This window comes from Psychrobacter sp. Arc9, from assembly GCF_041431295.1.
In the GTDB taxonomy this organism is placed as follows: Bacteria; Pseudomonadota; Gammaproteobacteria; order Pseudomonadales; family Moraxellaceae; genus Psychrobacter.
This window is the reverse complement of sequence record NZ_JASMRK010000011.1, coordinates 24842-48228: the sequence shown is the minus strand read 5'-3', so window position 1 is coordinate 48228 and position 23387 is coordinate 24842. Positions and strand designations below refer to the sequence as shown.

General features: G+C 44.1%; 18 protein-coding genes, 2 tRNA genes and 1 pseudogene. 15 read left to right on the top strand and 6 right to left on the bottom strand.

Annotated elements, in window-relative coordinates; all coding sequences use genetic code 11:
- Nucleotides 1-372: 372 nt before the first annotated feature.
- Entirely contained in the window at nucleotides 373-1374 is a 1002-nt protein-coding gene (gene rsmH, locus QO187_RS07845; protein WP_371547958.1) for a 16S rRNA (cytosine(1402)-N(4))-methyltransferase RsmH, read from the bottom strand.
- Between the two features lie 400 nt (nucleotides 1375-1774).
- Here rsmH and gltX point away from each other — a divergent pair, with 400 nt between their 5' ends.
- The 6 genes from gltX (at nucleotide 1775) to QO187_RS07815 (ending at nucleotide 6922) form a co-directional block, all read left to right on the top strand.
- Entirely contained in the window at nucleotides 1775-3298 is a 1524-nt protein-coding gene (gene gltX, locus QO187_RS07840; protein WP_371547915.1) for a glutamate--tRNA ligase, read from the top strand.
- A gap of 158 nt (nucleotides 3299-3456) precedes the next feature.
- Nucleotides 3457-3822 (top strand): hypothetical protein, encoded by a 366-nt coding sequence (locus QO187_RS07835; protein ID WP_371547913.1) that lies wholly within the window; start codon nucleotides 3457-3459, stop codon nucleotides 3820-3822.
- 122 nt (nucleotides 3823-3944) lie between these two features.
- Nucleotides 3945-4020, top strand: a tRNA-Ala gene (locus QO187_RS07830).
- Between the two features lie 159 nt (nucleotides 4021-4179).
- A tRNA-Glu gene (locus QO187_RS07825) sits at nucleotides 4180-4255 on the top strand.
- Between the two features lie 271 nt (nucleotides 4256-4526).
- Entirely contained in the window at nucleotides 4527-5180 is a 654-nt protein-coding gene (locus QO187_RS07820) for a LysE family translocator (RefSeq protein WP_371547911.1), read from the top strand.
- Between the two features lie 233 nt (nucleotides 5181-5413).
- Entirely contained in the window at nucleotides 5414-6922 is a 1509-nt protein-coding gene (locus QO187_RS07815; RefSeq protein WP_371547910.1) for a DUF5677 domain-containing protein, read from the top strand.
- Between the two features lie 264 nt (nucleotides 6923-7186).
- Here QO187_RS07815 and QO187_RS07810 read toward each other — a convergent pair whose 3' ends face one another.
- Nucleotides 7187-10024, bottom strand: coding sequence for an aconitate hydratase (locus tag QO187_RS07810; RefSeq protein WP_371547908.1), 2838 nt, complete (start codon nucleotides 10022-10024; stop codon nucleotides 7187-7189).
- A gap of 297 nt (nucleotides 10025-10321) precedes the next feature.
- Nucleotides 10322-11392, bottom strand: coding sequence for a DUF3025 domain-containing protein (locus QO187_RS07805; RefSeq protein WP_371547906.1), 1071 nt, complete (start codon nucleotides 11390-11392; stop codon nucleotides 10322-10324).
- Between the two features lie 126 nt (nucleotides 11393-11518).
- Here QO187_RS07805 and QO187_RS07800 point away from each other — a divergent pair, with 126 nt between their 5' ends.
- Entirely contained in the window at nucleotides 11519-12235 is a 717-nt protein-coding gene (locus QO187_RS07800) for a hydrolase (RefSeq protein WP_371547905.1), read from the top strand.
- Nucleotides 12236-12294: 59 nt separating this feature from the next.
- Nucleotides 12295-12885: a YchJ family protein gene (locus tag QO187_RS07795; protein WP_371547903.1), complete on the top strand. Its 591-nt coding sequence runs from the start codon at nucleotides 12295-12297 to the stop codon at nucleotides 12883-12885.
- Nucleotides 12886-12909: 24 nt separating this feature from the next.
- On the opposite strand, the gene QO187_RS07790 is transcribed toward QO187_RS07795, so the two are convergent.
- The 3 genes from QO187_RS07790 to QO187_RS07780 are packed head-to-tail and all read right to left on the bottom strand — an operon-like array spanning nucleotide 12910 to nucleotide 15384.
- Nucleotides 12910-13830: a class II glutamine amidotransferase gene (locus QO187_RS07790; protein ID WP_057762068.1), complete on the bottom strand. Its 921-nt coding sequence runs from the start codon at nucleotides 13828-13830 to the stop codon at nucleotides 12910-12912.
- Complete coding sequence (locus tag QO187_RS07785) at nucleotides 13831-14160, bottom strand: hypothetical protein (RefSeq protein ID WP_227526709.1); 330 nt, start codon at nucleotides 14158-14160, stop codon at nucleotides 13831-13833.
- A 60-nt stretch (nucleotides 14161-14220) separates the two neighbouring features.
- Complete coding sequence (locus QO187_RS07780) at nucleotides 14221-15384, bottom strand: homoserine kinase (RefSeq protein ID WP_102094318.1); 1164 nt, start codon at nucleotides 15382-15384, stop codon at nucleotides 14221-14223.
- 185 nt (nucleotides 15385-15569) lie between these two features.
- Here QO187_RS07780 and hisF point away from each other — a divergent pair, with 185 nt between their 5' ends.
- From hisF to glmS, 7 genes and pseudogenes are all read left to right on the top strand, one after another.
- Entirely contained in the window at nucleotides 15570-16352 is a 783-nt protein-coding gene (hisF, locus tag QO187_RS07775; RefSeq protein WP_101205985.1) for an imidazole glycerol phosphate synthase subunit HisF, read from the top strand.
- A 185-nt stretch (nucleotides 16353-16537) separates the two neighbouring features.
- Nucleotides 16538-17056: a 6,7-dimethyl-8-ribityllumazine synthase gene (gene ribE / locus QO187_RS07770; protein WP_102094319.1), complete on the top strand. Its 519-nt coding sequence runs from the start codon at nucleotides 16538-16540 to the stop codon at nucleotides 17054-17056.
- Between the two features lie 215 nt (nucleotides 17057-17271).
- A pseudogene (gene nusB / locus QO187_RS07765) lies at nucleotides 17272-18108 on the top strand (transcription antitermination factor NusB); the annotation flags it as partial.
- A 29-nt stretch (nucleotides 18109-18137) separates the two neighbouring features.
- Entirely contained in the window at nucleotides 18138-19169 is a 1032-nt protein-coding gene (gene thiL, locus QO187_RS07760; protein WP_102094321.1) for a thiamine-phosphate kinase, read from the top strand.
- Nucleotides 19170-19172: 3 nt separating this feature from the next.
- Nucleotides 19173-19754, top strand: coding sequence for a phosphatidylglycerophosphatase A (locus QO187_RS07755; protein ID WP_102094322.1), 582 nt, complete (start codon nucleotides 19173-19175; stop codon nucleotides 19752-19754).
- A gap of 206 nt (nucleotides 19755-19960) precedes the next feature.
- A complete protein-coding gene (glmU, locus tag QO187_RS07750; RefSeq protein WP_102094323.1) occupies nucleotides 19961-21337 on the top strand; it encodes a bifunctional UDP-N-acetylglucosamine diphosphorylase/glucosamine-1-phosphate N-acetyltransferase GlmU in 1377 nt (458 codons plus the stop codon).
- Nucleotides 21338-21519: 182 nt separating this feature from the next.
- Nucleotides 21520-23364, top strand: a complete 1845-nt coding sequence (glmS, locus tag QO187_RS07745) for a glutamine--fructose-6-phosphate transaminase (isomerizing) (protein WP_102094324.1) — start codon at nucleotides 21520-21522, stop codon at nucleotides 23362-23364.
- The last annotated feature ends 23 nt before the right edge of the window (nucleotides 23365-23387 follow it).

Here is a 23387-nt window from a genome sequence, read left to right as displayed (position 1 = left end):
GTGTCATTATTCGGTCATACCATCGATAAATATAAAACCAAAGACACTTATAAATGTACAAACTAAACTTAAAAAAACGAATGTAAAAAACATATCCAATAGCTAATATATTTAGGCGCCACAAGTCATCACAACTCATGGCTATCAATATGCCATACCACAACCAAACACATTGTATGGCTATACTACATATAAATCCGTGCAACTATCATGCAGATAAAAACCAACTGCTGAGCCTAACAGACAATATTTACAGATTTTTAACAGTGGCGTAGCCATTAGGACATTTGCGCATCATTTAGACAAACATTAGCAATCTTTGACAACTCACCAATCTTATTCGACTATGACTTGTGGCATCATGTTGTTCTTCTATAACCCTGTTGTCTGCTCATAAGCTGTGTCGGTGCGAGTTGCCATACGCAACCATGCACTGCGCGCACGCGGGTTTTGACTCGTCTCAGCTTTGCTTGGGCCAACACGTTTTGGCTTGCTAAAATAGCGCGGACGATTCGGCGGCATTGGCAGGTTTTCGTCTTCTGGATATTGCCCTTTGCTATGTCGCTGCAAAAACTGCTTGATACGGCGATCTTCTAATGAGTGAAAGCTAATGACCGCAAGCTGCCCGCCTGATTTTAAGATAGGAATACTTTGCGCTAAAAAATCGTCAACATCGCCCAGCTCATTGTTAATAAAAATACGCATGGCCTGAAAGCTTTGTGTGGCTGGATGTTTGCCGCGCTGCCAGTTGGGATGCGCTACCTTGATGACTTCTGCCAGCTCAAGTGTAGACTCGTAGCTCTCCATTTGTTTGATAGCGCGGGCAATACGGCGACTATGACGCTCTTCGCCAAACTCATAAAGCACATTGGCCAACGTTTCATCATCGACTTTCTCAAGCCATTCGGCAACTGACTGGCCACGACTGGTGTCCATACGCATGTCTACTGCCCCATCACGCATAAAGCTAAAGCCACGACTACCATCATCAATCTGCGGTGATGAAATACCCAAATCCGCCATTAACCCATCAACTTCAGTGATGCCCATAGCAGCCAGACTGTCGGTCAACGTCGCAAAACTATCATGCACCACACGCACACGGCTGTCTTTGCTTGCCAGCTCTTGCGCCACGCTGATGGCTGTCGGATCTTTGTCAAAGACAATCAGTGTGGCGTCATCTGCGAGTTGACTTAATAGCAGTCGGCTATGGCCGCCACGACCAAAAGTCGCATCAACGTAGATACCACTTATATTTAAGCTATTTTGGTCACCTTCTGTTTGCTTGGGCAAGGATTTTACACCGAGCACCGCAGCGACAGTCTCTTGCAGCAGCACCGCATCATGGACAAAACTTAATTCATCAGACGTGATCTCGCCCTCATGACGGGCGTGAGTAACATCCAGATCGACATCTTGCGTAGACGCATCCTTTATAACAGAAGGATTGGACACTGACTCAGAGAGATCAGCGGCGGCAGAAGGACTGGCTTTCGATTTTGGCTTAGACTTTGATAGGGACACAAACAACTCAATAGATGACGACCGTACTGGCCAGTAATTAGATGAAAATAAACAAGTTATGACTTGCTTAGCATTATTATCGCAAGGATACACCTGTAGTCAAGCACTAGAAGGGCTTTTCATTAAAAATATCACATGTCTCTGTTATACTAGCGCTATATTTTACGCTATTTCTTAACATCGACTTCATATCTTTCATCGCTATTTATACTAATAGCTTATATCGATAGCAAACTTTGAGACTTTTACCATGCAAACCTCTACTGACAGCACGCGCCCTGTGCGCACGCGTATCGCCCCATCACCAACTGGCTTCCCACACGTAGGTACTGCCTATATTGCCCTGTTTAACTTAGCCTTTGCCAAAGCTCACGGCGGCGAATTCATCTTACGCATCGAAGACACTGATCAGACGCGCTCGACTGAGCAATCAGAGCAAATGATTTTGGATGCCTTGCACTGGGTTGGCCTAGACTGGAGTGAGGGGCCAGATATTGGCGGCCCGCACGCCCCTTATCGTCAGAGCGAGCGTAGTGATATCTACAAAAAACACGCCGAGATACTCATAGAAAAAGACCATGCGTTCCGCTGTTTTTGTACCCCTGAAGAGTTAGATGTTATGCGCGCTGAGCAAATGGCCAATGGCGAGACGCCGCGTTATGACGGTCGCTGCGCACATCTTGCTCCAGAAAAAACCGAGCAATTAGTAAGCGAGGGCAAACCACACGTGATTCGTATGCGTGTACCGGCCGAAGGCACTTGTCAGGTACAAGACATGCTACGTGGCACCGTTGAGTTCCCTTGGACTCAAGTCGATATGCAAGTACTGCTAAAAACAGACGGCATGCCAACGTATCATTTAGCCAACGTCGTCGATGACCACTTGATGGAAATTACCCATGTCATGCGTGGTGAAGAGTGGCTGAACTCTGCGCCTAAGCATCAACTGCTATATGATTATTTTGGTTGGGAAATGCCGACCCTTTGCCATATGCCACTACTGCGTAACCCTGACAAATCAAAACTGTCTAAGCGTAAAAACCCAACATCGATCACCTACTATCGTGATGCAGGCGTGCTGCCTGAAGCGTTGCTCAACTATCTCGGTCGTATGGGCTACTCAATGCCTAATGATGCTGAGAAATTTACCTTAGATGAGATGATTGCAAGCTTTGATATCCAACGTGTGTCGCTTGGTGGTCCGATTTTTGATATCGAAAAGCTCAACTGGGTCAATAGCGAGTGGCTACGTGCGCTTAGCCCTGAAGAATTAAAGAATAAAATCCTTGAGTGGGCCAGCAACAGTGACAAGCTAACCGCTATCGCAGCGGCGATTCAGCCACGTATTGAGCTATTGTCTGATGCGGTTAATTGGGGTGGTTTCTACTTCCAAAACCTACCTGACATCAATGCTGAGAGCTTCACTCATAAATCACTCACCCCTGAGCAAATTATCGAGATGCTGCAATTAGCGCTTTGGCAATTAGAAGTCTTGCCAACGTGGTCAGAAGAAAACATTTATGCCACGCTAAAAGGCCTTGCTGCTCACCTGGATATTAAGATGCGTGACTTTATGGCGCCGTTCTTTATCGCTATCGCTGGTAGCACCTCATCGACGCCAGTCATGAACTCTATGGCGATTATCGGCGCTGACATGACTCTGACTCGCTTGCGTCACGCCGTTGATGTATTAGGCGGCCTCGGCAAAAAGAAATTGAAAAAACTTGAGAAACAAGCGGCAGAACTGCCAGACTTTTTGGCTGCTGCTGAGTAGTTTAGAAGCTGAATAACTTATCTACTAAACAGTTAACTAGCTAAACTTGTCGAATGTAAAAGGGTCAGGCCATCTCTGATCCTTTTTTCGTTGTTAATAAGTACTACTACTCTCAGAATATAAAAACCTCTTACTCAATATTTTAATCGGAAATAAACATGGCCGCCAAAACCGTCACAATAGAAAGCAAAGACTATGTCTTTAACACTTTAAAAGAAGCCCAAAAATATTATGATGCCATCATAAAGGAACTGTTTGATGCAACTTTGACCCTGACCAAGGGCCAAGACTTCGAAGATTTAAAATGGATATACAGCACTTACTGCGGTTACACCAAGCACAATCTAGATAAATTGGGCGAATATGACATCATTGGCGTCAAAGGTATAAGAACGATCCGAGAAAAAGGCGGTCAATATATGCCAACTGAATGCTGTGCGATTATTTTTTCTGATGGCAGCGAAGAAGAGTTTTATACCGATAAAGCCATCAAAGAGATCGCGCTGAAGCAAAATCCACGCTAATTTGGGCTTATTGAGCCTTTAAAATAGGCTAAATCACTTTTTTTTGCATATTTATGCATTATTTTTAAAATAGTTGTTGACAAGACTGCCGCTCTTACATAAAATACGCACACTCTTAGCGAGGGGCTATAGCTCAGTTGGTAGAGCACTTGCATGGCATGCAAGGGGTCAACGGTTCGACTCCGTTTAGCTCCACCATACTTATTTATAGCAACGCTCAGTATTACTGAAACGTAATAATAAATACTCGCTAGTAGGACGATATCAGCACCTAGGCAATGCTTGCTCTATTATTAATAGATAAGCTATCTGATATTGTGAAGTACCGTTGTAACCACTGGTTATAACACTCTATGCGTCCCCATCGTCTAGAGGCCTAGGACACCGCCCTTTCACGGCGGTAACGGGGGTTCGAATCCCCCTGGGGACGCCACTATTCGGCGTCACTTACTAGCACTTTTGCTTAGCATCAGGTTAGACTAATAAGCGAACAATAAAAAAGCCCAGTCATCATACGGTGACTGGGCTTTTTTATGTCTGTCATTTCTCAGCATCCTCTATTCTGTTGTCGTTAGCTTACTGTTAATAGCGCTATTGCCAACCTATCTGATACTCGTTAATATCGATCTGACGAGCGTATTCATAAAGTGCAGCCACATGGTATAAATGATGGGGCTTGGCGTGATTAAAGGGAAGTGATTGCGATGTTTGGTATCGAGAATTATCTGGGGTTTATCTTGGCGGCTATTTTGTTAAACCTAACGCCAGGTACGGATAGCATGTACATCATCACCCGTAGTATTTCACAGGGACAAACAGCAGGATTTTATTCTGTTCTTGGCATTATTTCGGGTATTTTGGTACATACTTTATTGGCGGCGCTAGGACTGTCAGTGCTGCTCGCCAACTCCCCTACCGCTTTTATGATTGTTAAATATATCGGTGCGGCTTACTTGTGCTATTTGGGTCTAAAAATGCTACTGAGCAAAAACTCGAGCTCGATAGCAAACAATTTGTCCAAAGATCAGAACGTGACTAGCCGAAAGGCTGTAGATGGTTGGCAAATATATAAGCAAGGTGTGTTGACCAATACTTTTAACCCAAAAGTCGCTTTATTCTTCTTGGCGTTCTTCCCTCAGTTTATCGACGCTAGTTATGCTTATGGCATGCTGTCATTTTTGATGTTGGGACTGACTTTTGCCACCACAGGCTTTATATGGTGCTTGTGTTTGGCACTTCTGGCGGCGCGATTTAGTACACGCTTGCGGGAAAACCCCTCTATTGAAACAATGTTAAATAGAGTCAGCGGTATGGTGTTTATTGGGCTGGGGATTAAGTTATTGACTGAAAAAGCGTAGAGTAAATATGCTTAAATTATTAAGTCAGATTAGACTAGGATATATTAATACTTACTGTATCATTCATCTTTGATAACTATGAAGATGCAAGCTTATATTTACTTCAAAAACATAGTTTTATCAGTCGGTATAACATGGCCTAATCAGTTTGCATTCCTTTTGAGATCATTAGATAGTATTGAAGGCAGATGAATAAATGTTAACATTCTATTTAACGAACAGGAGTTCAATTGATGTCTCAAAAAAGAGTAAGGCAAAAACAAAAGAATAAGAGCAAAGGGAAAATTGATTCTCATAAAAAGGAAGGTTCTAAACTAATATCTCCTTTTAATCAGATTCCAAATGCAGCTTATATCTCTTGGATGAATGATAGGCTTCCCTGCATGATTTGGGCTGCATTGCTAATGAATGCAATAGGTAGAGAACAAGCGATTGAAACCTTTAGACAAATAGGACTACATGTTGGAAAGTTATTTCAAGAGATAGAAAATAGGAATTGTAGTTTACCTCGTGTAGGGATATATGGTTTATCTATTCTAGATTGTGATCTGCAAGATAAATTTTTTGAAGTGCTTTTTTCAGATAAAAGAGTAGTTAATGCTTTAAAGCCATTAATATTGTTTAAAGATTTACCTTTATCCAAAAAGTGGGGCGAATATCTTGGAGAAGTGCCGGAAAATGAAGGAGAACTTTGGACTAATCTAGCGGATGCAGTCGCAATTCTTTTAGATCATCAATCTCAAGAAGCTACTGATTGTCGTTGGGCTTATATGATACCCATTATTTATTCTGGAAAGCTTCAACTCCAAACTGAAGAGCAGTATAGAGAGTATACTGAATATCCCAATTACGAAGACCAACGAAAGGTTAGGCCGTTTATTCGAGCAACTGAAATGCAATTTGGCGGTGACACGTTGGATAAAGATTACTATCAAGGAAAAAAGGCTTGGACAGAAAAATTCTGGAATGAATGCAAAGGTAATACAGAGTGTATTTCGCCCGTACCAAACAAAAGCAGTGTTGATTTTGATTTAATGGAAACTGTCTCTTCAGTCCGAGACATTTGGAATGATTTATTTGATCATTTCTTAAGAACTGATAAATTCACCCATATTCAGCCCAAACGTGATGCATCCTTTGGTTTTTGTTTTTATGCTCTCACTGTAACACAAGAAGGGTTGGCATCATCAGGGAAGTTAGTAACTGCAAAGTTAGCTTTAAGAATGCTGGCTGAAATCTATATCACTTTTAATTACCTAATAAGTGTAAGAGATGAAAAACTTTGGGATATTTATAGAAGCTATGGTTCAGGACAAGCAAAGCTTACATTTCTAAAGCTGGAAGAGATTCTAGAAAACCAACCTGGCTACATTAAGAAAGAAAATGTTGAAGCATTAGCGAATGAAGATATCTACATGGACTTTCAAAATATTAGTTTAGGTAATTGGGCAAACATAGACTTACGTAAAATGTCTCAAGTTGCAGGCTGTAAGAGTATATACGATGCTTATTACGCTTGGCCTTCTTCATATGTACATGGTCAATGGTGCGCAATTAGGGATGTTGTTTTTACTACTTGCCATAATCCACTTCATCGGCTTCATAGAATTCCAAGACTAGCACCACGATATGAAGATGGTGCAGAAAATGACCTAATTCTTCTATTCAATAAAGTCTTAGATTTATTAAATGAGATTTATCCAAGCTTCGATAAACGAGCAGAGTTGGTTCAGAAACTTTAGGCTAGTGCTAAAAATGTGTTTAAATTGAAACAACACTTACAGTAGGTTGTTTTTATTGAACTCTTTAAAAGAATACTAATGAAACGCAACTCACCAGTTTGAATAGTTATTCCTGCTTATTGAGCCGGTTACGTTTGCACTATCCCAAACTTGTATTTTGTCTTGATGTTCAAGCAGCTAAATTTTCAAAATGCCGCATAGAAAAGCCCAATCCCCTACTTTGACGGAGATTGGGCTTTTTATCATATAAAGCTTAACTAATTGCTAGCCAGCTTCTTTGCTCTCAGCAGCCAATTGACGTAGTACATAGTGCAATACGCCGCCATGACGCACATATTCGCGCTCTTTTGGCGTTTGTAGACCAACATTTACCTCAAAGGTTTCTGCCGATCCGTCAGCACGCGTAGCCGTAACCGTGGCCGTTTTACTCTCGCCATTGTCCAGACCTGTGATGCTGAGCACTTCAGAACCATCTAGTTTGTAGGTTTCTGCATTTTGACCGTCTTTAAACGTCAATGGCAGTACGCCCATACCGACTAGGTTTGAACGGTGAATACGCTCAAACGAGCTGGTCAATACCGCTTTTACGCCTAGCAAGATAGTACCTTTGGCTGCCCAATCACGGCTCGAACCAGAACCATACTCTGCCCCGCCCAGTACCACTAGCGGACGCTTATCTTCTTTATACTTCATCGCTGCGTTATAGATAGGCATTTCTTCACCATCTTGTAGCGTAGCGCTGTCATCCTTGAAGTAATAAGTATAACCGCCTTCTTTACCACCCATCATGGTGTTTTTGATGCGGATGTTGGCAAAGGTACCACGAGTCATGACTGCATCATTACCACGGCGTGAACCATAGCTATTGAAGTCTGCTTCCATCACACCGCGCTCTTGCAAATACTTACCTGCTGGTGAGTCCGGATCGATATTGCCTGCTGGTGAGATATGATCAGTGGTGATTGAATCACCGAATAGACCTAAGATACGCGCGCCTTCGATATCAGGGATACCTTCTGGTTCCATGGTCATACCATCAAAGAACGGTGGGTTTTTAATATAGGTCGACCCTTCATCCCATGGATATAGTTGGCTATCCGCTGAACTAATTGCGTTCCACGCTGCACTACCGTCAAATACTTCGCCGTAGTTTTTGCGGAACATATCAGCATCAATATTGTTGGCAATTAACTCGTTAATTTCTTCCGAGGTCGGCCAGATGTCTTTTAGGAATACATCATTGCCATCTTGATCCTGTCCTAGCGGATGAGTCGTCAGATCGATATCGACTGTACCGGCTAGTGCATAGGCAACGACCAACGGTGGTGATGCTAAGTAACTGGCTTTGACATGCGAGTGAATACGACCTTCAAAGTTACGGTTACCAGACAGTACTGCAGCAGCAACCAAATCATTCTCTTCAATACCTTTTTCGATCTCTTCTGATAATGGTCCTGAATTACCGATACACGTCGTACACCCATAGCCGACTAGGTAGAAGCCTGTTTTTTCTAGCTCATCCATCAGATGGGTTTTTTCTAGATAGTCGGTGACCACTTTAGAACCGGGTGCGAGCGATGTCTTAACCCAAGGCTTGGCTTTGAGGCCTTTGGCTGCCGCTTTTTTGGCCACTAGACCTGCACCAATCATTACTGCTGGGTTTGAAGTATTAGTACAAGAAGTAATAGCAGCAATAACTACCGATCCGTCTCGTAGTTTGTGTTGCTTATCATCGATACTGACATTTGAAAAGACATTGTTTGCTGGCGCATAACCTGCAATGTCATCACTGGTATCAACTTCGATATTCGGTTCAGCCGCCAAGTGTTCAGCTTGCTCTTGCTCGCCGCCTTCTTGATCAAAGCGTACTTTGCCTTCTACTTCTGACTTACGATCTTTGGTCATTTTTTCTAGCGTTTCGCCAAACTTCTCATGCATATCAGATAAATTGATACGCTGCTGTGGCAAGTTTGGACCAGCAAGTGCTGGCTGTACTGACGATAAATCTAGTTCTAGCTTGCTCGAATAAGTTGCCGCGGGTGTATCGGCATCATGCCATAAGCCTTGCGCCTTGGCATATTTTTCAACCAGCTCAATCTGCTCTTCGTCACGGCCTGATAGACGCAAGTAATCAATCGCCATTTGGTCAATTGGGAAAATACCACAAGTCGCACCATACTCTGGTGACATGTTGGCAATGGTAGCGCGATCCGCTAGCGGCATGCTGTGTAAGCCTTCGCCATAAAACTCGACGAACTTACCAACCACACCATGTGCACGTAGCATTTCAACCACACGTAATACCAAATCGGTCGCCGTGACGCCTTCGGTTAGCTTGCCTTTTAGCTCAAAACCGACCACTTGTGGAATCAGCATCGAAGACGGTTGACCTAGCATCGCAGCTTCAGCTTCAATACCGCCCACACCCCAACCAAGCACGCCAATACCATTAATCATCGTGGTATGGCTATCTGTACCAAATACTGTATCTGGATAAGCTATCAGCTCGCCATCGACGTCTGCTGCCATCACGACACGGGCTAGATACTCAAGGTTGACCTGATGCACGATACCTGTCGCTGGCGGTACCACGACGAAGTTTTCAAAGGCTTGCTTGCCCCAATGCAAAAACTCATAGCGTTCATTATTACGCTTAAATTCAATTTTTTCGTTCAAATCTAGCGCATCTTCGCGGCCATAAGCATCGACCTGTACAGAGTGATCGACAACTAGCTCACTAGGGATAAACGGATTGATCTGCTCAGCCTTACCACCAAGCTCGACCACTGCATCACGCATCGCCGCCAAATCAACTACTGAAGGTACACCAGTAAAATCCTGTAATACCACACGCGCTGGCATAAAGGCAATTTCTTTTGACGCCTCAGCGCCTGCATCCCAGTTGGCAACCGCTTCGATATGGTTTTTACCAACTGACTGGCCGCCGTCTTCGTTACGCAATAGGTTTTCTAATACCACTTTCATACAAAATGGTAGTGTCTTGATATGCTCATAAGTTTCGGTCAGCTTTGGCAGGCTGTAGTAGGCATGTTCCTTGCCAGCAACCGAAAGGGTGTCTTTTACATCAAAAATATCACTCATGATAGCTTCCTTATCGTTGTTATAAATCCTGGACATAAATTATTATAAGTCTATGTATGACTGGTGGCTCAATAAATGATTGATCTGTCTTGAATCAATATCGCAGTTTCGCAAAACTGTCTGATAGAAGTCAGTGTTAACAAAAGAGATAATCATATCTGTAGTGATTAACAGAAACTCCCTTTTACCATAACAAACATACAAGGCTTTGTTAACGTCTGGACGTTGTCGAATCGTGGCACAATCGTAAACGTAACAACGGTTTAGCGAGCTATTCTCAAGCAATCCCCTTCCTATTTATTTTTTGTCTTTTTTACGTCGTCCACTGCGGAACACGTAGCTGTCCTCATAGAAGTCAGTATCTGCATTTTCTGCCCAAAAATGCGGCACCCCTAAAATCGGTAGCGGCGCAAGCTGGCGCGGTCTGACGTCATCATTTGATAATAATGTGTCCATGTATTCGGCAACTTTGTCATCCAAATAGCGCATACGTTCAGCTAACGATAAGGTAAAGAATTCTTGTGCAACGTGAATGACAATGCTGTGAGCGCATAGAGGTTTGCGTGGGTGTACCAACTGCTCAAGCAGGGCATGCCCAAAGATATAAACTGCGGCTTGAGCGCTGTTATCAGGCTGGGTTGGGTTGTCCCATTTAGCACGTGGTTTCACCAAACTTGCCTGCCAGTCAAAATTGACTAATGCCTCACCGATACTAGCATCAGAAGTCACTAGCACTGCGCCATTCTCATCAAAGACAGTAATAGTGTCGCGCACACGCCCTCGACGCTCACTAATACCTTGCTTAGCGATTTCTAGCATATGGTGATAGTTTAACACCGCTTTGGTCTTTGGAAAGGTCAGCCAAATACTGCCATTAAACAAGTCATGTAAGTTATCACGCGTCGGGATATTGCCAGTTGTACCGATGAAATGTTCGTAAGCTTCCCCTTCAGGCAATACATTTTGAGAAACGAATTGTAGCGTCTGAGATTTGTGGTCATGAGTAGGTTTGGTATGCGGTAACGGCTGCTCTAAATGATTGGCCTGCTGCGTTATTGCCGTTTTTAAGACCTTGGCAATCGTGTCAGGCGTATTGATGTCAGAAGCATTTATATCGTGCTTATTTGGGCTTTTCACATTATCCAAACTTTCTGAATCACCCAAATTATCTAAGCTATTCCTCTGCGGTTCTGAGCGACTAAGGCGTTCAATCGTGTTGCTGATATAACTCAATTGAGTAATATGCGATAACCAAGGCACTTGCCAATCAATCTCAGCAAAGCTGTTATCAAGCTGACCTTCTGCTACTGGCAGCTGCTTAGTATGAGTATCAGAGTTAAGTGTGGCGGGTAAATCATTGGCGGGCATAGGCGCTATCTCTTAAAGGCTATCTCTGTTAGACGTATGGACGGTCTATGGTATCATGGTGCGCTTTTTTACAGCTAGATGCACCGCTCAAAAGGACTTTTTGAGCGCTATGGATGAATGAGTTTTATGGCAAATTTTAATACCCACCTAAATGTCGCTTTTATGGTAAGCGGCACCCTGAGTTTGACGGTTTATAAAGCAGGATTGATTGATGATTCAGGGTTTTTAGTATGTGTGGCGCTTGGTACCATCGGTGGATTGCTACCAGATTTGGATTCGGATAACTCAACACCGATTAAGCTGGGTTTTAATATTACCTCGTTTGTCTTTGCCTTTGGCCTGGTCATGCATTGGCGCAGTGATTTGAGCTTGCTCGCATTGATCGCATTATGGCTGGCGGGTTATGGTTTTATGCGTTATGTGATCTTTCATATCTTTACCACGATGACGGTGCATCGCGGCGTTATCCACTCTGTGCCTTATATGGCGATACTTGGACTGGGGTTAACCTGTCTAAGCTATTATGGTCTGCATCTACCGCTGACGACCAGTTGGTTTTATGGTCTGTTTTTATTTGGTGGCGCGATGGTGCATTTGTCATTAGACGAGCTGTATAGTGTCAATTTATCCAATATGAAAATGAAGCGCTCATCGGGTACGGCGATGAAGTTTTATCAGCCAAAAGACAAATGGTGGTATCTGCTCTTATATACTATTCTTGCGCTACTGGTATACGCCGCCCCACCTTTTGAGATGTTTTGGTCACGATTGAGCGACCCTTCTGCATGGGCTCAGCTCAAAGTCGGCATATTGCCAGAATTAATAAAAAGCATGCTGCAATAAAGTTATCAAAAGACCATTAAGCCTAAACGAATAAGCCCCAACAAAAATTAGAGTAAAACATGCAATCTTACCCAGATACCTGCCCTTGCCAAATCAATCCAACAGCAGAGACGACAGACGCTCCACTATCCTATCAAGACTGCTGCCAGCCTTATCATGATGCTTTTTATAATGGTGCTTTTTATAATGATGAGGTTGACAAAGCAGGTGGTATAAAAGCGGAGACAGCCGAACGGTTGATGCGTACGCGCTATAGTGCCTTTGCATTGGTGAAACCAGAGTATATCGTCAAGACCACAGTACCTGCGCAGCAAGCATTACTTGATGTTGTAGCGATTGAAAGTTGGGCAAAAGAGACGGATTGGGCAGGATTAGAGATAGTAGAGCACACGCCAAAGCTTGGTAAACGTCATGCACAGGTTGAGTTTAAGGCTTATTTTAAAAGTCCTGAGGAAACATCAGGTGGTTTAGACGAAAAAATACAGGCGCATCACGAACTGTCTACTTTCGTAAAGGTTATAAACAGAGCTAATAACGATGCGCGCTGGTATTTCTTAGACCCGACGGTTGCGATGATAGTCAGCCAAAAGCAACCGTGCATTTGTGGGTCTGGTGAGAAGTTTAAGCGGTGTTGTGGGAGTTATATTTAAACAGTATTGGATATTCATTAACCGCTAAACACTCGCCCCAACGGCTCGTGCAATCGCAATGCCTTCGTCCACTGTTAAAAACTTGCGCTGGCTTGGGCTGTCTTTATAAATGACATCGCCATCTTGAAAGATTAAGCATTCATTGACAGCCAATTGCTGCCATTTCTCATTTTCAGTCAATGGCACAGTGACCAAAATCGTGACTTTATCTGTGTCTGTAGTCACATCACCAAAGTTAATCGCCATATCATCATCAGCCAGTTTGGCTTCACCAAATGGCGCTTTACGTGTGAGATAAAACAGCAAGCTACCCGCATAAGCCAGTTGCCACCTGCCATTCGATATTAAGCAATTAAATAACCCATTGGCAGAGAGATAGCGACACTGTGTGGTCAAAAAATTAAACAGCGTTTTGTCATCAGGACGCGACTTAAAGCTGCTTTTTAGACGATTGACCAAATAACAGAATGCCATTTCAGAATCAGTTGAACCGACTGGCTGACAGTGTGAGGCATTGCCGTTGTCTTGTAAGCGCTGACAGCGTTTGATAAATTCGCTATTCATCTGCCCATTGTGCGCAAATACCCACTGTTCGCCCCATACTTCACGGACGAATGGATGGGTGTTTGCCAAACAGTTCTGCCCTTGCGTCGCTTTACGAATATGCGCGATGACATTCATGGCTTTGATTGGGTAGTTATTGACCAAGTCAGCGACTGGCGACAGATGGCTTGGACGATTGTCATGAAACAAACGCAGACCCGTTGAGTCATTTGCCGTCTCATCGTTGGTTTTGTCGTTATTACTGCATTCGCTGCGCTCAAAAAAGGCAATACCAAAGCCATCTTCATGACTGTCCGTCATCCCGCCGCGCTTGCGAAATCCTGCAAAGCTAAAGCCAATATCCGTTGGGGTATTACAGTTCATTCCTAAGAGTTGACACATTTAATCATTACCGCCGTTATTATCGTCTATTATCGAGTTACCTTGAGTAGCATTGCTTTGAGCGGCAGATAGCGCATCAAAGTCAGCATCACTCATCTCATCCAGTAAGGCGGCACCATCAGTTGGGATGGTATCCAAAATGCGCTGAGCTTCTGCCAGATCGGTACTTTCTACCCAAAGAACGATACCCGAGTTCATACCTGGGATAGCGCTTAGCGGTTGCAAGGACACGGTAATGCCGTTATTACGTAGTAGGTTGGCGTGTAGCTCACCTTGCATATTGGTATCGTAGCGCGCCAGTTTGTGCCAGTTATCAACTTGATCGGTCATGGGGTCGCCTCTAAGGTTTCGGTACTAAAATTAGTACTAGAATAAATGAATAAGCAATACTTAAGACAATTGATCTAGCGTATATTCTTTGATTGCAAACTCACTACTATTTAATGTTTCCTGCGCTTGCTCAGCTTGCGAGATGCTGCTAAATACACCAACTATTTGATTGTCTGGTTTGCTTAATAGTACAAATACGGTATTTTGCGACTTTTCAACATGCGCCCAATGATAAGCGGCCAAGCGTTTCATCAAGTCAGGATTTTTGACCATGATGTTATCACCCGTACGGCCTTCGGTACGATTGTAGTGAATCACATTTAGGCGTAATAACCAGAAAATCACTGCCGCTTTTGCCAGCATAACAGGTAGTGCACGGTTTTCATCGTTATTTAACGGGCGTATCGATTCATAACCTTGTAAGAACGCCGCCATTTTACTGCGGTCAAAGTTAACGGCTTCGCCTTGTTCTGCAACGCCCCACGTGGTACAAAAATCATTGATAGTAATGGCAATATCCATCACATAATGCTCGACACTGACTTCGGTGAAGTCCAACAGACCCGTCAAACGCGCTTCGCCTTTTTGTAGATTCCATAAGGTATTGTCGGCAAACATGTCTAAATGGCATAAGCCTTTTGGCAAGGTTGTCAGTGGCAATTCCGAATAAGAGCGCCAGATATCGCTCATCAGCTTAGCTTCGTCACCTGGCATAAACTGCATTTCACGGTCGCGCACATCTGCCCATGGGTACAAAGGCACGCCATATTGCTCACTTGGTTGTAGTGCTTGTAGCGTTTCATGCAGCATCGCTAATGCCGCGCCAATATCATGACACATTGCTTGCGTGGTTTGATCTGGATGTGAACCTGTTAGACACGGCACTAGCGTAATCGCTTTGTCTTCATAATGGATGACATAACGCTTATCATCGTTATCCGTTTGCGAACCATTTGACTCAACAACGGCTAGCGGCGCGGCAACTGGTAATTTGCCATTTAATTGATTAAGAATAACGGCCATTTTTTCGATATCAGCAGGTGGACGCTCTTCAAATAAAGTGAATACGTAAGAGTACGTGCCATCTACATCGTCAGTCGTTTGAATAAACCAGTTTGAGTTTTTAATACCTTGAGTGATCGGAATCGCGCGGGCAAACGACACGCCAAAGCTTTGGCAAAAGGTGGCAAACTGATCATCGGTTAACTGGGTATAGACGGACATGACATCTCACTTATAGCAATTGGATAAGAAGTTAAATAGGATAAATTTATGCGGTAATGACAGCAATTGTACCGCGCATGATAAAACTATGGTGAAAAGCGTAATAATCTTGCGAAAACCTGCCTGAAATAGCAGTGATTTTGCTAGACTAGCGCCTATGAATTGATTATAAGGTGAAAGACCCTATGTTAGCAAAGCGTATCATTCCTTGCTTGGACGTTGACAATGGCCGCGTGGTCAAAGGCGTGCAATTTGTCGATATCAAAGACGCAGGCGATCCTGTCGAAGTAGCCAAACGCTACAACGAACAGGGCGCTGATGAAATTACTTTTTTGGATATTACTGCGACCAATGATGAGCGCGATACCACTTATCATACTGTTGAGCGCATGGCAGAAACGGTATTCGTTCCGCTGACTGTTGGCGGCGGCGTACGAAAAATCGCTGATATCCGCAATTTGCTCAATGCTGGCGCGGATAAAGTGGCGATTAACTCAGCAGCCGTATTTACGCCAGAGTTCGTTGGTGAAGCCGCTCAGAAATTTGGTAATCAGTGTATCGTCGTTGCTATCGATGCCAAACGCGTCGCTGATATCAACGTCGATGGTATTGTCGTGCCACGTTGGGAGATTTTCACCCATGGTGGCCGTAAGCCAACAGGTATCGATGCCGTTGCTTGGGCGAGCAAAATGGCAGAGCTGGGCGCTGGTGAATTACTGGTCACCTCGATGGACGGTGACGGTACCAAAAAAGGCTACGACTTGGCGCTCATGCAGCAAATTACGAGCCGCGTTAATGTACCCGTTATCGCTTCAGGCGGCGTCGGTAACCTGCAACATTTAGCAGAAGGCGTACTAGAAGGCGGCGTAGATGCCGTACTTGCCGCCAGTATTTTTCACTTTGGCGAGTACACAGTATTGGAGGCCAAAGAGTATATGGCAGCGCAAGGAATACAGATGCGTCTTTAGCACGCTCGTAATATACAAATAAAACCCAAAAAAATGCTATCATAGCGCTAACCATTTATTTTCGTTCAATTAACTAGGGTAACGCCAAAATAATAGGCGACCGAGTCGATTGAACGCATCAGACTATTTAGCTATTTATTGACGCCTATATTTCAATTGAACGCTTATTAAGCAAAGGATTTTTTATGTCGAATATACAACAGCAGCGCAACGACGTGACTCATATCGATGGTAACCTACATCAAAGCGCTGATGCTCGCATTGGTATCGTTGTTGGTCGTTTTAACGGTTTTGTCGTTGAGTCATTGGTTGATGGTGCAATCGATGCCCTACTCCGTCATGGTGTATTGGGTAGCAACATTACTGTTATTCGTGTGCCTGGCGCATTTGAGCTACCACTTGTGGCCCAACGTGCTGCTGAATCAGATCGCTTTGATGCGATTGTGGCACTGGGTGCAATCATCCGTGGCAGCACGCCGCATTTTGATATTGTAGCTAGCGAGTCGGCCAAAGGTTTGAGCGCTGTGGCAATGGATTATAATATCCCTGTTGCTAACGGTATCATCACTACTGATAGCATCGAGCAAGCTATCGAGCGCTCTGGTACTAAAGCGGGCAACAAAGGCTCTGAAGCTGCGATGGTTGTACTAGAAATGATCGCTGTTTTGTCACAACTTGATATTGATGATATCGATGAAGCGTAAGCTTTAAAGCTCAAATTTATTAGTTTAACTGGTGCTGCTATTTAGTAATAACAGCACCTCATAGCACTAGCCAGCTATCAAAACAATTGGCTACTTTTTGAATTTTCGCCGTATTTCTATACTCTTTGAAGTTTTAAATAAACAAAGCTAAAAAGCTACTTTGTTATTTATATTTTGACTGGGTACCATCTCAAAAATTTAGGTACAGACCCCCTATGACTGACCAACTCAAGCGCGCTATTAGCGCTGCGAAAACCGCACAAGCCAATGATGGACAAGCTGAAGCTACCCGTATAGCGAGCAGTAGTGCGGGTGATCAAACATTCGATATGAGTGAGTCTTCTTACAAGACCAGTCACACTGCTATCCGTAAGGCACGTCGCTTTGCCATGCAAGGCCTATACGAATGGCTCGTCACTGATCGCCGCTTTGATGTAGATGGCAAGCTTGGCTGGAAAGCCAATGCTCCGCATGATATTGCTGCTCGCACGCGTGCAACCAATGCCATGCATACCGTCCATATCGGTTATTATCATGAAATGATGCGCGACATTCCAGAGCAGATTGAAGCTCTCGATGCGCTTATCAGTCAGCATCTCGATCGTGAGGTTGATAAGCTAGATACGGTTGAGCACGCTATCTTGTTGATTGGCGCGTATGAGCTACAGAACCGTGTAGAGATTCCTTACAAAGTCGTGCTTGATGAAGCGATGAAGCTAAATAATCACTTTGGGGCGACTGACGCTCATAAATTGATCAATGCAGTACTGGATAAAATGGCTGGTGAGCTGCGTGCTTTAGAGGTACAAGCAGATACCAATGCCAATCTACGTACGTCACAAAAAGCGGCGGCTAAACAATCTGAAGCGAGTTCGGCTGAAGTAACGGTAGCTGACAATATCGAAACTGCTGCTGAAACAGAAAGCACGATCGTCGATGAGCCGACTGCATCAAATAAGCCGCGTATCAGTGCTAACAAAGCCAACGTTAAACGCAGTAGTGCCAGTAAAGCCAGTGCAAATATCAGTGACTTTAAGGCGAGTAAGAAAAACGCTAACGATACCAAAGACTAAGACTAGCCATGAACGAGTTTGAGCTGATTGAGCGTATATTCTCACAGATGCAGGCCACGCATGCACCATCAACTGGTATCGAAAAAGGTATCGGTGACGATGCGGCTGTGATGGCATTGCCAGCAGGATCACGCTTGGTTAGCTGTATTGATACACTGGTTCAAGGTCGTCACTTTCATGCTGATTGGCAAAGAGTTGACGAATTAGCATTTGCGATTGGCTATAAAGCCGTGGCCGTTAATGTCTCAGACATTGCAGCTATGGGTGCGACGCCGCATAGCATTATGCTAGCACTGGCATTACCTGAACGTTTGGCAAAACACGAATGGCTTACTGAGTTTGCCAAAGGGCTGTTTCATGCGTGCCAGCTGTTTGGCGTAACGCTGATAGGTGGTGATACCACGCGCAGTGAGCGTTTAGTACTCAGTATCAGTGCTCAGGGATTGCTGTCCGCAGATACACCTGCCATTTACCGCTCAGGTGCGCAAGTGGGTGATAAGGTTTATGTTTCAGGCACCCTTGGTGATGCCGCTTTCGCCTTACAGCATCCTGACAGCGCACAAGGTATTGAGTTGGCGCATCGTCTACATATGCCAACGCCGCGTATTGCACTAGGTGCAGCATTGGCAAAGATGGGTGCAACAGCGATGATAGACATCTCCGACGGTCTTTATCAAGATCTTGGTCATATCTGTCAGCAAAGCTCTGTAGGTATGCGCATCCACTTAGACAAGCTACCGAGTAGCGAGTCATTGTCTACTGTCGATTTGTCTGATCGCTTATTAGGTCAGCTAGCGGGCGGCGATGATTATGAACTGGCATTTACTTTGCCTGCGCATATCAAACCGCCTACTGGCAACACACCTGTCACTTGTATCGGCGAGGTAATTGCACTATCAGATCCGATAGCGATAGATACCAAGTCTCCTGATAACTCACGTCTTGAACTGTTTTATCAAAATCAGCCAGTGACGCCTACTCAGCCCGCACCGTTTTCAATATGGCCCAACCTTACTGGCTACCAACACTTTACAGGCTAATCCATGACTGATCACGACTTATCTAAGCCTGACATCCGTAAAGCAAATGACTGCCCACCCTTACCGGTCGGTGCTAACGCGCTTGACCGTGTGGTTTATTGGCTCGGTATCGGTTTAGGTAGTGGTTTGCCGCGCCGTGCACCTGGCACTTGGGGTACCGTTGGTGGGCTGATCATTGCAATACCATTGTTGAGTTTGGGCTTTATACCTTTTCTCATTTTGACAATTCTATCTTGTATTTTGGGCGTTTGGATTTGCGGACGCACTGCTGAGCTAATGCAAGGTCACGACGATCCGCATATCGTTTGGGATGAGTGGGCTGGTATTTGGATTACCCTACTACCCTTGTCTTATATGGGGATTGCTGACGATAACTTTTGGCAAAATGTGTCTCAAGAGCTTTCTATTTTCGCCATTGTTTTCGCTTTTATCTTATTTCGATTTTTTGATATCGTTAAGCCGCCACCGATTGGATGGGCTGATAAAAGGGTTGCTGGTGGGTTAGGCATTATGCTTGATGACATCATCGCCGGTATCATGGCAGCAGTAGTATGGGTAGCGGTTATGTTTGGCGTGCTGTTATAAGCTACCCTAACTACCACGATACTGAGCTAACTACTCTACAACCGCTAATCCCAGCAACGTTATCAATTTGAACGCTACTCTTCTGCATAGATGATTGATTTATTGTCAGCAGGTTGCATTACAAAGCCTGCACATCACAGTGTTTTTCTAACTGAACATTTGCGCTATAATCCAATATTATATTTTGTTACATTTGCGAGCCTATTATGACATCTCCTCTTTCTGTAATTATTTTAGCTGCCGGTAAAGGCACACGTATGCAATCGGCAAAGCCAAAGGTATTGCAGACATTGGCTGGGAAGTCTTTGTTAGGCCATGTACTAGATACTTGTCATCAGTTAACTGTTGATGAAACTATTATTGTTCATGGCTTTGGTGGTGATCAAGTAAAGTCAGAAATTACCAATCAATATACACAAGCATCGATTACTTGGGTTGCTCAAACTGAACAATTGGGAACTGGCCATGCGGTCAAGGTAACACTGTCTGATTTGCCCAAGTCAGGACAAAGTCTTATTCTTTACGGTGATGTGCCATTGGTCAGCTGTGAGACATTGACAGCATTAAAAACTGCCAATACTGATGGTATGTCGATGCTGACATTGACTGTTGATAATCCATTTGGCTTGGGTCGTATTAAGCGTGACCAAGCAGGCAATATTGAAGCCATCATTGAACAAAAAGATGCTGATGCTGAAGAGCAAAGCATTAGAGAAATTAATAGCGGTATTTACTGTGTCGATAATGCGCTACTGCACAAATACTTGCCTGAGCTCTCTAACGACAATGCACAGCAAGAATATTATCTGACGGATATCGTTAAAATGGTAGTTGCCGATGGTATTACTATCGCGGCGATTGAGCCTGAGCATACGTTTGAGATTGAAGGGGTTAATAACCGCCAACAGCTTGCTAGTCTAGAGCGCACTTGGCAACGTAAGCTAGTTGCTGACTTACAAGAAGCTGGCGTACAGTTTGCCGACCCTACCCGTGTCGATATTCGTGGTACGTTAAGCGCTGGTCAAGATGTGTTTATTGACGTTAATGTGGTATTTGAAGGTGACTGTACCTTAGGTGACAACGTCTATATCGAAGCGGGCTGTGTTATCAAAAATGCCAAGATTGGTAATGCCTGCTACATCAAACCGTATTGCGTGATCGATCGTGCCGATATCGGTGCCGGTGTTGATATCGGGCCTTTTGCGCATTTGCGTCCTGATACCGTACTATCTGATAACAGCAAAGTTGGTAATTTTGTCGAAATTAAAAAATCGACTATTGGTCAAGGCAGTAAAGTAAATCACTTAAGCTACGTCGGTGATGCGACTGTCGGTACAGGCGTGAATATCGGTGCTGGTGTCATTACCTGTAACTATGACGGTGCTAATAAATCGCAAACCATCATTGAAGACAATGCTTTTATCGGCTCCAATGCTAGCTTAGTTGCGCCTGTGACGATTGGTAATACTGCGACTGTGGCGGCAGGTTCTGTGGTTACCAAAGATGTTGATAACAATGCTTTGGCCTTTGGCCGTGCGCGTCAGGTGCAAAAAAATGATTTTCAGCGTCCGACGAAGAAGTAGCCAGCTCGTTGCTAGTGTGATCAATGACCATCACTCTTGAGCAACCCTAAGCAGTACTTCAATCTTTGTGATGCTGCTTCATCATATTTATATGTTGATGACTCATCATTAATGTTCAACCAAATTTTTGATCTTGTACCATTATATATTGAACTACTAAAATTTGAATCTAAGGAATAGCCATGTGTGGAATTGTAGGCGCCGTTGCTGAGCGAAATATCGCTAATATCTTACTTGAAGGCCTAAAGCGTTTAGAATATCGCGGCTATGACTCAGCTGGTCTGACGGTTATTCGTGATGGTGAACTACACCGTGAGCGCCAAGTGGGTAAAGTACAGGCACTGGTTAATGCCGTTGCTATCAATCCAGAGTTTTTTGATGGTCATATCGGTATTGCTCATACACGCTGGGCAACTCATGGTGAGCCGGCACAGCGTAATGCGCACCCACACGTATCAGGCAAGATTGCGGTCGTTCATAACGGCATCGTCGAAAACTACGCTGAACTAAAAGAAGAGCTAATAGCCAAAGGCTACGTGTTTACTTCACAGACAGATACTGAAGTTGTGGCTCATCTGATCCATGATATCTACAAAAAGACACCTGACTTGTTAGAAGCGGTCCGCACCATTATTCCGTTATTGCACGGTGCTTTTGCATTGGGTATTGTCCACGTAGATTGCCCTGATGAGCTCATTACTGTACGTCTAGGCTCACCTTTGGTTATTGGTGTCGGCATCGGTGAGAATTTTATCGCGTCAGATCAGTTGGCATTGCTACCAGTGACTAACCGCTTTATGTATCTAGAAGAAGGTGATATCGCCAAATTAACTCGCAATAGCATTCAGGTTTATACAGATGGTGTTGAAGTCCAACGTCAGATACATGAAATTGATGCAACCCAGCACAATGCCGATAAAGGCGAGTTCAAGCATTATATGCTCAAAGAGATTTACGAGCAGCCAGATGCTGTCGCTCGTACGATCGAGATGGCTTTGGATAATGGTGAAACCACCAAATTACGCGACGATTTTTTACAGCGTCATGAGACACTGTTATCAGGTATTCGTCATGTACAAGTGATTGCTTGTGGTACCAGTTATCACGCTGGTATGGTCGCAAAATACTGGTTTGAGAGCCTTATTCGTATACCTTGCTCGGTCGAGGTTGCCAGCGAATTCCGCTATCGCAATCCTGTCGTCGTCGATAATACTTTGGTCATCTGTATTTCTCAATCTGGTGAAACGGCCGACACCTTATCGGCGTTACGTGATATCCAGAAGCAAACACCAGCAGGCTTAGTCAGCTTGGCATTATGTAATGTACCGACGTCATCGCTGGTACGCGAAACAGATATTTTCTTGCCGACGTTAGCAGGGCCTGAGATTGGCGTCGCCTCTACCAAAGCATTTACCACTCAGCTTGTGGCATTGATATTATTGATATTAAAAGTTGGTGTCACGCAGAAACGCATGACTGACGAACACTTAAATACGTTATTAAGTGAGTTACATCAATTACCAGGACAACTCTACGCCAGCTTAAACCTTGATGCTCCTATCAAGACCATGAGTGAAAGCTTTGAGGATAAGAAAAGCTGTCTATTTTTAGGTCGCGGGCTACAGTTCCCGATTGCGCTAGAAGGCGCGTTAAAGCTTAAAGAAATTTCTTACATTCATGCAGAAGGTTATGCGGCAGGTGAACTCAAACACGGTCCATTAGCATTGGTCGATAAAGACATGCCTATCGTCGTACTAGCGCCTAAAGACAGTATGTTTGATAAATTAAAAGCCAACATGCAAGAAGTTCATGCGCGTCATGGCGAGCTATTTGTGTTCGCTAGCGAAGCCAGTCAAATGGTCGCAGAAGATAGACTACATTTAGTATATGTGCCTGATGTTTGCGAGACGCTTGCTCCTATTGTCTACAGCGTGCCTGTGCAGCTATTGTCATACCATGTAGCAGTAATGCGTGGCACAGACGTCGACCAGCCACGCAATTTGGCAAAATCAGTCACGGTAGAATAAGCAAAGTTACTCTACGACAGCTC

Excerpts from the sequence above, each read along its gene's own strand:
- gltX (WP_371547915.1), top strand. The coding sequence starts at position 1,775 with ATGCAAACCTCTACTGACAGCACGCGCCCTGTGCGCACGCGTATCGCC.
- QO187_RS07835 (WP_371547913.1), top strand. The coding sequence starts at position 3,457 with ATGGCCGCCAAAACCGTCACAATAGAAAGCAAAGACTATGTCTTTAAC.
- QO187_RS07820 (WP_371547911.1), top strand. The coding sequence starts at position 4,527 with ATGTTTGGTATCGAGAATTATCTGGGGTTTATCTTGGCGGCTATTTTG.
- QO187_RS07815 (WP_371547910.1), top strand. The coding sequence starts at position 5,414 with ATGTCTCAAAAAAGAGTAAGGCAAAAACAAAAGAATAAGAGCAAAGGG.
- QO187_RS07810 (WP_371547908.1), bottom strand. The coding sequence starts at position 10,024 with ATGAGTGATATTTTTGATGTAAAAGACACCCTTTCGGTTGCTGGCAAG.
- QO187_RS07805 (WP_371547906.1), bottom strand. The coding sequence starts at position 11,392 with ATGCCCGCCAATGATTTACCCGCCACACTTAACTCTGATACTCATACT.
- QO187_RS07800 (WP_371547905.1), top strand. The coding sequence starts at position 11,519 with ATGGCAAATTTTAATACCCACCTAAATGTCGCTTTTATGGTAAGCGGC.
- QO187_RS07795 (WP_371547903.1), top strand. The coding sequence starts at position 12,295 with ATGCAATCTTACCCAGATACCTGCCCTTGCCAAATCAATCCAACAGCA.
- QO187_RS07790 (WP_057762068.1), bottom strand. The coding sequence starts at position 13,830 with ATGTGTCAACTCTTAGGAATGAACTGTAATACCCCAACGGATATTGGC.
- QO187_RS07785 (WP_227526709.1), bottom strand. The coding sequence starts at position 14,160 with ATGACCGATCAAGTTGATAACTGGCACAAACTGGCGCGCTACGATACC.
- QO187_RS07780 (WP_102094318.1), bottom strand. The coding sequence starts at position 15,384 with ATGTCCGTCTATACCCAGTTAACCGATGATCAGTTTGCCACCTTTTGC.
- hisF (WP_101205985.1), top strand. The coding sequence starts at position 15,570 with ATGTTAGCAAAGCGTATCATTCCTTGCTTGGACGTTGACAATGGCCGC.
- ribE (WP_102094319.1), top strand. The coding sequence starts at position 16,538 with ATGTCGAATATACAACAGCAGCGCAACGACGTGACTCATATCGATGGT.
- thiL (WP_102094321.1), top strand. The coding sequence starts at position 18,138 with ATGAACGAGTTTGAGCTGATTGAGCGTATATTCTCACAGATGCAGGCC.
- QO187_RS07755 (WP_102094322.1), top strand. The coding sequence starts at position 19,173 with ATGACTGATCACGACTTATCTAAGCCTGACATCCGTAAAGCAAATGAC.
- glmU (WP_102094323.1), top strand. The coding sequence starts at position 19,961 with ATGACATCTCCTCTTTCTGTAATTATTTTAGCTGCCGGTAAAGGCACA.
- glmS (WP_102094324.1), top strand. The coding sequence starts at position 21,520 with ATGTGTGGAATTGTAGGCGCCGTTGCTGAGCGAAATATCGCTAATATC.